General features: G+C 41.6%; 9 protein-coding genes. 4 read left to right on the top strand and 5 right to left on the bottom strand.

The features are described 5' to 3' along the window. Window positions 1–755 precede the first annotated feature (755 nt). Genes CXF81_RS01965 through CXF81_RS01975 form a run of 3 tightly spaced genes read right to left on the bottom strand, consistent with a single transcriptional unit; the run spans window position 756 to window position 5808 of the window. A complete protein-coding gene (locus CXF81_RS01965) occupies window positions 756–2174 on the bottom strand; it encodes a YfcC family protein (protein WP_101179610.1) in 1419 nt (472 codons plus the stop codon). Continuing rightward, window positions 2174–3031 (bottom strand): N-formylglutamate amidohydrolase, encoded by an 858-nt coding sequence (locus CXF81_RS01970; protein WP_101179612.1) that lies wholly within the window; start codon window positions 3029–3031, stop codon window positions 2174–2176. Before CXF81_RS01970 ends, CXF81_RS01965 begins: the two co-directional genes overlap by 1 nt. Before the next feature lie 50 nt (window positions 3032–3081). Next, window positions 3082–5808 (bottom strand): TonB-dependent receptor domain-containing protein, encoded by a 2727-nt coding sequence (locus tag CXF81_RS01975; RefSeq protein ID WP_101179614.1) that lies wholly within the window; start codon window positions 5806–5808, stop codon window positions 3082–3084. Between the two features lie 139 nt (window positions 5809–5947). Between CXF81_RS01975 and CXF81_RS01980 the strand changes: the two genes are divergently transcribed. Together CXF81_RS01980 and CXF81_RS01985 are read left to right on the top strand one after the other, a co-directional pair. Beyond that, window positions 5948–6856: a LysR family transcriptional regulator gene (locus CXF81_RS01980; protein ID WP_101179616.1), complete on the top strand. Its 909-nt coding sequence runs from the start codon at window positions 5948–5950 to the stop codon at window positions 6854–6856. Window positions 6857–7091: 235 nt separating this feature from the next. Continuing rightward, window positions 7092–8219, top strand: coding sequence for a CapA family protein (locus tag CXF81_RS01985; protein WP_157825475.1), 1128 nt, complete (start codon window positions 7092–7094; stop codon window positions 8217–8219). Window positions 8220–8236: 17 nt separating this feature from the next. Here CXF81_RS01985 and CXF81_RS20195 read toward each other — a convergent pair whose 3' ends face one another. Continuing rightward, window positions 8237–8344 carry a hypothetical protein gene (locus CXF81_RS20195; RefSeq protein WP_232771744.1) on the bottom strand — a complete coding sequence of 36 codons (108 nt, stop codon included), beginning with the start codon at window positions 8342–8344 and terminating at the stop codon, window positions 8237–8239. Window positions 8345–8672: 328 nt separating this feature from the next. Continuing rightward, window positions 8673–9143 (bottom strand): GNAT family N-acetyltransferase, encoded by a 471-nt coding sequence (locus CXF81_RS01995; RefSeq protein ID WP_101179619.1) that lies wholly within the window; start codon window positions 9141–9143, stop codon window positions 8673–8675. A gap of 553 nt (window positions 9144–9696) precedes the next feature. On the opposite strand from CXF81_RS01995, the gene CXF81_RS02000 reads away from it, so the two are divergent. Both CXF81_RS02000 and CXF81_RS02005 read left to right on the top strand, forming a co-directional pair. Then, window positions 9697–10641: a hypothetical protein gene (locus CXF81_RS02000; RefSeq protein WP_101179622.1), complete on the top strand. Its 945-nt coding sequence runs from the start codon at window positions 9697–9699 to the stop codon at window positions 10639–10641. 1014 nt (window positions 10642–11655) lie between these two features. Next, window positions 11656–11889 (top strand): hypothetical protein, encoded by a 234-nt coding sequence (locus CXF81_RS02005; RefSeq protein WP_101179625.1) that lies wholly within the window; start codon window positions 11656–11658, stop codon window positions 11887–11889. Window positions 11890–12168 lie beyond the last annotated feature (279 nt).

Here is a 12168-nt window from a genome sequence, read left to right on the forward strand (position 1 = left end):
CCTAATCATTAAAAAAATCATTCAAATCATTGTTGTATTTTTTGCAAACCAAATGAAGTGACCTAAGCTCAAATTATCAAAAAAATAAAAGTGTCAGGATTTTTTACACTTATTTCGGCTTCATGGCATAGCAAACGATCAGTGCGTTTTAGCCAATTGGCGCTTTGTGCCAACACCAGACCTTCGAACCTAAAAAATCTGTTTATTTACACAGTTATAATTAAAAAATGCTAAATGACAACGTTTCCAATGGGCATAATAAGCATGTTCATGCTTAACTTTTGGATAAGCTACTTGTATCTAATTTTTTTAAATTAATTTTATTTTCACCCGCTGTATTTATCCAGCCCTGAAAGTCTGGATAAATATAAGGCATGGTTTGATCATAAAATATCAAATCTAGCTTAGTCTTTTAAAAAGGCTAAGCTTATGAAATAATGAAGAAAATTAACCGGATTGTCGAAGTAGGTATGAGAGTAGTGTTTGTATCTAACCCAACTTCCGCCTAATACGATGTTAGCCAAATATACCGCTAGTTGTCGCCGACAGAATAGCTTTTGTCACTATAATGTCATGTTATTACTGTTCAAAAAGTGTGATAAAGGTAGGAACAGCAAAAGGGATATAGAAGAATATTCAACAACGTCGATTAGAAAAAAGAATGGTCACAGGATCAACTTGCCCAATATTCAGGATTAAGCACTCTCAGGATCCAGAGAATTGAGAGTGCGCAGAAATTTGCTTTAACCTTATCTTTAGAAGCCTACATTCACAGAAACTGCGAGCAAAACTATTGCCGTGATTATAAATATGAACCAAAGTGGGAGTATAAACCGTGCCCATTGTACCCAACCAATTTGGGCTGTTGCTAGATAAGCGAGTAGCGTGCCCGAGGTGGGCGTTAACATATTAGTGATACCGTTACCGAATAAGAAAGCAACGACGGTGGTTTGAGGGGAAACACCAGACAACTGACCAATAGGCCCCATAATAGGCATACTGACGGCAGCTTGACCTGAGGTGGAAGGAATCAAAAAGTCCAAAAGTAGTTGCGCACCGAACATACTCGTCGCTGCTACTGTTGGGCTTCCATCACCAATCATCGCAACCAACTGATTTACAACAGAGTCGAGTATTTGCCCCTTTTCAAGCGCGACCGCAACAGCAGAGGCCACTCCAATTAATATACTGGCAAGTAACACTTTCTTCATACCACCAACAAAGGCATTCGCCGCACCATTGGCACCTAAACCACAGATACAGGAAAGTAGTATACTTATACCGATATAATAGGCTGACAAAGCCTCATGACGCCATTGCCATTCGTTTGAGGCATAAACTAAAAATCCAATGCTACTAATTAACACAATCAACATTGAACCGTGACGCCATGATAAACGTTCATGATTTATGTCTAAACTCACGATCCCTGTCACCTTCTGAGCACGGATAGTGATTAGCATGAAAGCAATGCCGATAGTCAGAAACACAAGGTAAAATATCGAACGCATCGAAGCGCCGCTAAATATTTGCAGTCCCACTAGGGGCTGTGCAATCGTCAGTGGCAAAGGATTGGAGATGGATGCGATGTAACCCACTTTCACTGATACCGTAACAATAGCAAAACCAATAATAGGCGATAACCCTAAGCGTTTTGACATAGCCACCATGATAGGAATAACTAACAAATACTCTGACGCGAGACCCAGGAAAGTACTACCCGCGGAGAAAACGATCATTAGCGCGATAGTGAGTACGTAAATATTCCCTTTTACCATACTCAATAAGCGCTCTAAACCGGCATCAATAGCGCCTGCTTTCGTCAAAATCCCGAACATACCGCCAATAATTAAGACCATGAATATTAAGCCACCTCCGCGCTCTAAGCCTTCAGGAATGGTCATTAATAGTTCAATAATACTAACCGGAGCGGCTTCATTTTCCGCTCTCTCACTTATCCGAAATATATCACTAATCGTTGAGTCTTTTTCGATAACCTGATAGCTGCCAGGGATCACGAGCCGGCCATTACGTTCAAATTGACCCGACTCAACAAAGTAGGTCATTGCGCCTGCGAGCAAGAGTATTCCTAACAGAATAATGAGCGGATTAAGGGAGCCTTTCTCCGCTTCTTGTTTCTCAGGTATCGGGTTACTCGTTGCTGAATTATCCATTACTGTTTATCCAATTGCAGGTGCTCTCTAATATAAGTAGCCATTGTGCACGCCACACTATCGAGGTCTTTACGTAATAAAGCAAACTGCGCATTCGGCTTGTATAACTGCTCGTCCATATAAAGCCTTCTATTGATTTCAATTTGCATACTGTATCGTGCAACATCAGGTTTAGCGTAATGCGTCACAAGATAACCTCCCTTGTAGGGCATATTGCGCACTACTTTATATCCTAATCTCGTGAAGGCATCTTCAATCGTTTGCACAAACTCTGGATCGCAAGCAAGTCCGTCGTTATCGCCTAAAATCACATCGGGCCTAGACTCACCGCTATCGATGTTCATCTTATTTCCCTTCGACTTCATAGAGTGACAGTCAACATGCCAAACTTTTCCAAAGCGCTCATGCAAATTATTAAGCCTATCGCTCAGCGCATTATGATAAGGCAGGTAGTAATCTCGTACGCGCATTTTAATCTCATCCATTTCTAAAGGTTGAGCATACAAAGCAACTCCCGGAAGTGCAAAGCGACGAATAAGTCCCATGCCTCGCTCGCTATATCGCGTTGGCTTGCACTCAGATGATGGAGAAGCTAATAACACTGGGTCAATATCATCACTTGCTCTGTTTAAATCAATAAACATTCTAGAATAGTGAGCACTTTGTAATACCGCACCATGCAGCACAGCCCCTTCCCATAGTTTATCAACAAATGCATCCCAACCTGTTTTCAACTGCTCAATTGACGCGCAGCAAGAAAAATCTGGCGGAAATTGTATACCGCTATGCGGAGAATCAAAAACCAAAGGTATTGCACTTTGAGCGTCAGGTTCTCGTACTGAATAAGTCTGAATCATAAATAATTAGATACCTAAAAAAAAGCCTATTGTTAGGCTTTTTAGGAAGATTAAAATTGGTAGCTCAACTGAAGATAAGTGAAGCGTCCGATTGGGTTGTAGGTATTCTGATCATAATTAATATTAGGATTGGTCAGCGAACTTGGCGGTTGCTTATTGCCAATGTTATTCACACCTAATTTTATGCTTATCGCATCATCAAAGGCATAATTGATATATGCATTATGATAAAGCACACTGCCTATATGTCTTGGCTGTTCCTCTACCATTTCATTGGTATCGCCTATGTAGCGTAGATTATAATTTAATGACCATGCAGCTATTTTATAGTTGCTGGTAAAGCTTCCGCGCCATTCAGGAAAAGCTTCTCGTAAATAAGCATTGCCTACCTTGTTTTCAACACGAACAGTACCGTCTGATAAGGTCGCACTCTCTTCAAACTCATCTAACTTAGACAGGTTAAGAGTAAAATTCCAGTCGCCAACATCAGAGGCGATGGCATAGCGCATGAAAACATCCATGCCCTCAACGCGCGTGTTATTTAAATTCACAGGACCATCAATTATATTTACAATTTCGCCATTATTGGCCCGACTAATCACCTCACAATTTTTACTTTGGGTCGCGCATAAATCTAGCACCGCTTGAGGTCCAAAAAGGCTGATCGTGTTATCAATTTCAATATCATACCAATCCAGTGTCACGCTAAAGTTATCCATAAAGGTTGGGAAGAAAACCACACCATAGGAGATATTTTCAGATGTTTCGGGTTTCAATAATCCATTACCGCCAGTGGTCAATTGAACGTTAGTTTCGCCCTGAACATAATTGCTTGGAACGCCGATACAACCGGGTAAACTGGGGTTGCCAGAGCACGGGTCTAATACCGGGGAAGAGCTGACGCGCTCACCTTCAAACAATTCTAAAATAGAGGGAGCTCTAAAACCTTCAGCCCAAGTCGCGCGAAATGAAAGCCCTTCGGTTGGAGAATACAATATGCCCGCTTTACTATTAGTTGTGCTACCAAAGGTACTGTAATCGGAAAAGCGGGTTGCTAAACTTACTTCAAGCAGGTCAGCAAAAGGCGCGTCCTTAATTAAGGGAATATTCAATTCTACGTAGGCTTCTTTTAGGTCGTACTCACCGTCAGTACCCACACGTGGCGATGAACTAGTTGGTCGATAGTTATTTAGTCTTGGCTCAGAATTGATAAAATTATCAGGCGTATCTTTGCCTTTCTCTTTGCGGTATTCGATACCTGCCGCAATACCCAAGTCACCGGCCGTCAACGCTAACAGAGTCCCCGTGATGTTTAAGGTAAAGTTTATCTGGCTTGCTTCATTTTCGTCTTTGCCGGTGAAATTAATATAATCAACCATTGCATCGCTGAGGGGATTGAAAAGATTAACCGGAACACAACCGCTAGCCAAATCAGAGACATCTACGGCGATCCCAGCAGTATTACAAGCCTGCAAGCCCAAAGCCAATTTGTCTAAATTCAATTGATTATTAGAGGTAAATTCACCTGAATTTTTAGCCCATGATAAAAAGCTATCCCAAGCCCAGTCTGAGCCTAAATCGATCTCTCCATCCAAGCCAATCCCGAAGCGCATGGTCTCGACTGTCTGATCATTTACGCGGTAACCATTTTCTACCATAAAAGATGTATGTCTAAAATCACTGCCACTAAACTCGACACCAAATGGGTTAACGCTAGGATCGTTGGCGATGGCAAAACCTCGACTCCCTCTTATAGGTGATAATGCAGGCGAAAACTGCTGGTCTGACTCACGACGATTATAAAGTGCTTCTATACGCAGGTTTGCTACTTCCATTGGTACCAGTGCTTGAAAATAGAGTGCGGCACGTTTGTTAGGGCCCACCACATAGTTGTTATCATACCGATTATAATTATCGTCGCTGGTAACTCCGCGCCAACTGTCTAAATCTGAACCATCGCTGTTTGGATCGCGCGTAATGCCACCACTGGGGATGGTAAAAGCTAACACTGAATTAAGGCTACTCTCCCGAAAAAGACCTTCAGGCGTGCCTGTTGATAATCCATTTAGAGGAACGGCTGTGATGTCACGATCTTGGGTGTAAATAGCATTTTGATCTGTAAAGCTAGCGGCGAACATTAGGTTGCTTTCACCAAAATCACGCCCCATTAATACGTCAATATTAACGGTATCTCTATCGCCTTCGCTGCTTTGACCATAATATGCTTTAGCACTTGCCCCTACATATTCGTTATGTGTGTATATATTTACTACTCCAGCTATTGCGTCCGCGCCATATATCGCGGTTGCACCGTCTTGCAATACTTCTACGCGTTTTACAATAACCTGGGGAATTGTGTTCAAGTCGACAAAGTCACGAAAACCTCGCGTTCCTGCACCGTTTACCCATCTCTGTCCATTGACCAACACCAATGATCGATTGTTACCTAAGTTACGCAAATTTAAGCTACTCGTACCATGGCTCGTGCCGCCAGAACCGTTGCCATTGAGACTCGCTCCAACCGAGGGAAGTTCTTGCAGTGCATCACCCAGACTGACAGCGCCCGTTTGGTTTAGCGCTTCAAGGTCGAGTTCCTGTACAGGGCTTGGCGTGTCACCTTGCCTTTTAATCCTTGAGCCAGTAATTGCAATAACCTCTAGCTGGTCCGCAGTTTGTTCATTGCCTATTTCACTTTGTTGCGCCAAAACGAGTGGCGTCATACCGAAGCATGCAAAAGTAATAGAAAGAGAAAGTAAGGTTTTAGGAAAGCTTGGCATGCGCCGGACTCCAAATTGTGAAGGTAGGTTTACGAACTTGATGTGTTGGAGTTTACAAACTATTTATTATCATGCAATATCATGACTTTAAGGTATCACCTTATAACATATTGTTATTGAGTTAAGTAGTGAGAATGACATGAAAAGCCCATTAAATACCCTCAGTCTAAAAAGCCTCGAAGCCTTTCGGGCCATCATAGAAACCGATTCAGCGACAGCAGCCGCAAAAAGTTTAGGCATTACTCAACCTGGCGTAAGCCGCTTACTCGCCTCTTTTGAAGAACATGTTGGTTTTGCGCTTTTTTATAGAGAAAAGGGGCGTTTATTTCCGACCGAAGAGGCCTTAGCATTATACAAAGAGGTCGAATTAACGTTGCAAGGAGCTGAGCGAATTGCACTTTTAGCCAAAAATATATTTAATTCAGATTTGGGCTGGTTAAAAATTGTCGCACCAAATTCATTTATTGCAGGCCCACTAGCCGACGTGGTGACCGATTTTTTGAGGCTTCATCCTAAAGTTAAAATATCATTGGATACCCACACTCCGGCGGCAGCCAGAGAGCTCGTTGCCCATAGGAGTGTAGACTGCGGATTTATTCAATTACCCGAAAACCATCCCGGTTTACTAGTTGAACCGGTGTTGAGCGGAATAACGGTGTGTGCGCTATCTCCTCAGCATCCACTGGCGAGTCAAGATCAAATCAGTATTCATGACTTACGCAACGAACCACTGATTTTATTAGGCAAAGGACGGTACTCCAGGACCCAAATAAACAGTTTATTTGGTCAAGCGAATATCAGCATGCAAATCAAATTAGAAACCCACACTGTCGCAATTGCATGTAGTTTTGCAAAACGTAACTTGGGTATTGCTATTGTAAATGAAATGCTTGCTGGGCAATATGCGGCGGATGATTTAGTGTTGATACCGCTAGTACCAGCATTAACCTATGAATATGGCTTTATTACTTCGTCACATGCACCGATGAATCGCTTAACGACAGCCTTTTTCAAACATTGTTTACAAAGTTTCACCGGTGCGCAGTAAACGGCAGTTTTATGCGTGTGATATTGTTTTAGGATTTTGACCCCACTGGTTTTCAGACTCACCACGTTGGACGAAATTAGGGCATCGATTAATGCTAGTAGTGTCTAATATGAAACGGCCCTAAAAAACAGCAAAAACGTTTGAGTCGCTTTAATTTTGTTGGATGTAACTACTTGTTGAATAGTTCGGGTTTATGGTTTATTTTATTTTTGCCAAATTCTTAAGGGGTTCTATCGTGCAATTTTCTCCAAGACGTCGACAGCTATTACGGTACTTACTTGCAGCTCCAGCATTGAGTCTACCTATGCGAGGATTATTCCAGAGATCAGAATCTCGTGTTCGGGTGACCTTCGCTGGTCAAGCCCTAATGAAATATCCCGTGTGCCGAGCACCCTATGATGGCCTTGTGGATGTGATCGCGGAGCTGCGGCGCGGGGATGTGATTTTTACAAATCTTGAGGTGCCGATAAAAACATCAGCTTCAGGTGTTCCCACACGACATACCCAATTTTTCCATGCTGGCTCCGAGACCACATTGGAATGCCTCCACGAGATGGGGTTCAATCTATTATCCCTTAGCAATAACCACGCATGGGATCTGGGCACTGCAGGGATTGTTGCTACACGTGATGCCGTAGATCTGTCAGGATTTGCTTACGCCGGCACAGGCAATAATATCACTCAGGCAAGCGCTGCTGGTTACCTAGAAACGCCCGTGAAGACAGCCCTGATCGCAATGGCCATGGGGAAAATACGCGACGGAGCTGCGGCAACAGGGACGCGGCCCGGAGTGAATGAGGTAGTATTAGGAGCAGATCTACAGCCTAATCCAGAGGATTTGAATCGCAATCTCGCTGCGATTAGAGCTGCGAGAGTTAACGCTGAAATAGTTATTGTGTACCTTCATAATCACGAATGGGGTGAGGATATGGCAATAACCAAGCCGTGGGCTCGAGAGTTTGCCAGACAATGCATTGACGCCGGGGCAGATATTTTCGTCAGTCACGGAGCGCCTTTATTGCACGGCATCGAACTGCAGCACAACAAACCAATATTGCATGGTTTAGGCAGCTTGGTGTTCCATTCTCATACAGATATTGGTTACTACGTTCCCGAGGTTTGGGAAACGGCTATTGTGCACGTCGACTTATTAGCAGGGCAAGTGCGTCACTTAGAAATAGTGCCAGTCGTAATAAATGAAGTCGGAGACGACCCTGTTCTGCAATGGCCAACTCGCGGGCGACCTAGGCTCGCCAAGGATGAGCAAGCGCATGGCATACTCACGCGAATGCAAAAAAAGAGCGCTGAACTCGGTGTAAACTTCCGTATTGAGAATGGACGTGGATTGTTAGATTTGGGCTAACTAGCCCACCGACCGCTTCACGCCCTAAGCAGTATTAGAACTGCTTCAGTCCGAACAACGCCGGGGTAAAGCGAAATTGTGGCTACATTGTATTTTCTTAACTCTTCGGCCATACAGGCTACCATATGGTCAGTAGCAGCTTTAGCAGCGCCATATGCAACGCCTTTATCATTTCTTTGTGCAGCAAAAAAAAGAGAGGTTAATTATCAAACCTTGCTCTTCTCGGGCTATTGACTCGAAGACAGATTCAACTTGAGCGTCGTCAACGTGGTCACATTGAATAGCGATGCATACCCCACCTAATTCTGATATCTCATTAGCTGTTTGATATATAGTGCCCGACAATTTAGATGCAGACTCCCCTTCATTTACGTATCGTCCTGATCATCTGAAATTTTATAAAACCAAACCCTAGGTGTTTAAATACTGGTGCGCAGTGGTGTATGAATTTGTTTAATTCTCAGTATTCAGTCGCTTATTTTTAAGCGTTAATATTTCATCACCATCGTCATTATAAGTACTCGTCGGTTGCCAACCCACATGCCGATAGAAACCATATGATCTGACGACTGGCGTTGCGGATGCGGCTAAGTACAATTCTTCATTCCCCATAGTAAATAGTTGATTGCTCGTACTGGACAAAAGTTCTTTTCCGATGCCAAACTTTTCATAACCAGATAGAACAGCAAGCACCAGTATTTCACCCGTAGCTGATCCACCAAAGCAAAAACCGACAATAATATTTTTTTCTAGGGCTACAGCGCCAATGATTTCCGAATTTTCAATTAACGGGGACCATGAAACAGCAGTTACACCAATTGCTGCTAAATCGTTCTTGGTAAACTGATTGTCACTAGTTAGCCCCCTTACTTCGATACATCGATCGATATCTTGGTTTGTAGCTTGTCTAAATTCTATTTTCATACATCGACTCTGGATTTTTGTATAACCTTAACCCAGCACATATGTCCGTAGCAAGAATGTATATCGCTCATTATTCGTATGCAACGAGCACATAACCTAAACAATCTAAGTGTAGATGATTAAGGTAGAAAGACTATAAATCGCTCTAAGCAGCCCGTTTTTCGATTTTTACGACAGTGCCAAGCTGTTCCGAGCGGCAGCAGACATTAATAATTTAATTAGGATATTAGATATTTTAAAAGCGAGTTAAGCTAGGTTACATGGAAAAGGGACGACAACATTTATAATATTTGGTAGCCTTCAAAATTACCTCAGAGTTAATTTTAAAGTTAGGTATGAACATGATGCTGAGCATATACACTATGCTGTTCTTCTTCACCTTGTCTGCGTTTGCACAACGGTCTTTTCCAATTCTTTATCCGAGAAATGAGTTTTAAACAAGTCCATTTGTAGCAAGGGTTAGGCCCCTTTGTTTTTTCTCAAATTTCTATTTCCAAAAACGTTCTCAAATAACGGCTTGGGATTGATGTGACAATTTCTAAAAAGGTCAATTATGATTCGCAACACTTTTTTTTATACTATGCTAGTTTTTCTAGTGACGGGATGTTCAGCGCAAATCGAACACGATAATGAGGCTAAAAGTCTTAGTAAATCGACTCCGCTTATACAACCTCAGGCTGCAGTACTCACTAATCATGTTACTGAAAGCGTAACGCTTCAACTAGCTAACACTGAGGGAAATCCTGTTAGAGCAGCATCTCAAAAAGAGTTGTTTAAAGCAACAATTGCAAACGATATGGGGAAGATTGTTAATCAGCAATCACCTGAATTTACCGTGATAGCAGAAAAGAGTGTTTTAGATAATTACCAAAGTCTCATGTTCGTTGTAACTTCTTATCTCAACTCTCTAGACTTGCGAATGTCTGATATCGTTTTCTTTCAACACCAATATACATTTCAAGAGATACAAATAATTGAAGGCGGAACTACGAAACAAATCGTAATGATACCAGTCGATTTTTCTTTGAATGAGACTAACGTAATCAGACAACTCAGTACGATCGTTCACGAGATGATTCACATTGAAGGCGCATACAAAGCGCAGTTTGTTACAAAACCAGCATCAATTAGGTTTAGAGAAGAGTACGAAGCTCATAGGCTGGGTATCTGTACTAACTTTTGGGTTAATGGATTTGGAGGTCAAATATTAAGCCGAGAAAGGCTCAGCAACGCTTCTATCGACCCGGTAGTTGAAAATTACTATGAAAAATATAGTCGTGAAGCTTTGCATTTAGAAAAGCTTGATGGACTGCCAGAGGGTCTGTTGATTTCTGCTCAAGCTAGGGCTTTGGTGATCCAAAACTTTAACTACTTCAATATCAATTATTGTGACCCTTTTCATCTAGCAAATTCAGAAGTAGAGAGCATGTACGAGAGTTTGAAAAAAGTGAGTTCAGGTAGCGTTAATATTTTTTTGGATGTAAAGAAATTCAATTGATTACTGCATTCTACGGTAACTTGGACCTGGAGTCTTTAGACTAAGTTCAGGTAGGATACCAAAAAACGCTTAAACAAGATTAATTTAACGAAAACAGCTTCGTCCGAAATCTGCAAATTTTTGCCTGGTCAATTCGGTCTCAAATACAGCATAAGCCGACGTACGCGGTTCAAATTAGATATGATACGATTTTCACAATAACCTAAATTAAAAGATTCTAAACATATTAAGTTTCAAAAAATGCCTCCATGGAATATCTCGCGTTTGATGAGAGAAAGCGGACGGTCGAAATTTTATACAAGGGCTTTAGAAAGCTAAGAAAACGTTAGATTTTTTATAATCTGGCAACACTAAAATCCCTGCAAAGAGCAATACTTTGCAAAAATTCCGTTATTTGGTACATTACAGCGATAAGGAAAAAATCAAGAAACGTTGTTTTGTAGAACCCTTCAAACAAACTAAAAGGATTTTAGTCATGCTACAAACCCCACATACCAAGATAAATCAAACGACAGCATTGCCGGAATTTTTTCGAGTAATAGGTTGTTATGTGGCATGACTAAGAGAAAGTATAGCCTGTTATTTCGCCATCTGTATTTTTGGCTATACGGGTATTATAGGTATTGAACCAAGTTGGGTGTCTAAGAAGCGTAAAAAGGATTAGCAAATTAAGCCAAATGTTTAAAATAGATATGTAGAAGGCTCGTTATTTCAAGAGTCCTACTCATATGTTTTTAAGGGGTTAATTTCGGGTTCGCGAGTATTCGTTGTTTGGTCTGCGCTGGTCAACACCAGTTGTTGTTTCAACGTCAAACAAGTACGATTCAACTTAGATGGTTAACGCAAGGAGGCATCAATTGTTTAATCAAAAGCGTAATTACGTTGGGCAACATAACAATCACTCGCTGCGCTCGCTGGGGAAATTTTACGGTCGCATTTCGCTGCGCTCAAAAGCTGCGCCCATAAAATTTCCCGTTATGTGGGGTGCTATGTGGTGTCTATTAAAGGAATTATATGAATAAAGCAATTGAAAGACTTGACGAAAAAACCAAACGTTATGACCTACAATTATTAATTATTTTGGGTTTCATTTTATGCGCAATCACATTTTTTGCTGTGGGTTTAATGTATGGCCAAACTTTTGATAATGTTTTATTGGCCAAGCTGCTAGTTTTTATGGGCGTGGTAAATGGATCTATGGTTTGGTATTTGTTGCGTAAACTTAAAGAGGTAATAAATCCAGCATGACTTAAAAAGTATTAGTGAAAGTTCTTTCTCTCAAGAGTCACTCTCATCTGTTTTTAATGAGTTATTTTCGGGTTCGCAAGCATTCGTTGTTTGGTCCTCGCTAGTTAACATTAGTTGTTGTATGAACGCCAAACGAGTATATTTCGACCTAAATGGTTAACGTAAGGAGACATGGAATGTTTAGTCATAACCGTAATAAATTCGGGCAACATAACAATCACATCAACTCACTCGCTGCGCTCGCTGGGAAAATTTTACGGTCGCATTTCGCTGCGCTCA

This window comes from Glaciecola sp. 33A, assembly GCF_002836745.1.
In the GTDB taxonomy this organism is placed as follows: domain Bacteria; phylum Pseudomonadota; class Gammaproteobacteria; order Enterobacterales; family Alteromonadaceae; genus Glaciecola.

Coding starts and splice junctions, on each gene's coding strand:
- CXF81_RS01975 (WP_101179614.1), bottom strand. CDS start 5,808: ATGCCAAGCTTTCCTAAAACCTTACTTTCTCTTTCTATTACTTTTGCA.
- CXF81_RS01980 (WP_101179616.1), top strand. CDS start 5,948: ATGAAAAGCCCATTAAATACCCTCAGTCTAAAAAGCCTCGAAGCCTTT.
- CXF81_RS01970 (WP_101179612.1), bottom strand. CDS start 3,031: ATGATTCAGACTTATTCAGTACGAGAACCTGACGCTCAAAGTGCAATA.
- CXF81_RS20195 (WP_232771744.1), bottom strand. CDS start 8,344: ATGGTAGCCTGTATGGCCGAAGAGTTAAGAAAATACAATGTAGCCACA.
- CXF81_RS02000 (WP_101179622.1), top strand. CDS start 9,697: ATGATTCGCAACACTTTTTTTTATACTATGCTAGTTTTTCTAGTGACG.
- CXF81_RS01995 (WP_101179619.1), bottom strand. CDS start 9,143: ATGAAAATAGAATTTAGACAAGCTACAAACCAAGATATCGATCGATGT.
- CXF81_RS01965 (WP_101179610.1), bottom strand. CDS start 2,174: ATGGATAATTCAGCAACGAGTAACCCGATACCTGAGAAACAAGAAGCG.
- CXF81_RS02005 (WP_101179625.1), top strand. CDS start 11,656: ATGAATAAAGCAATTGAAAGACTTGACGAAAAAACCAAACGTTATGAC.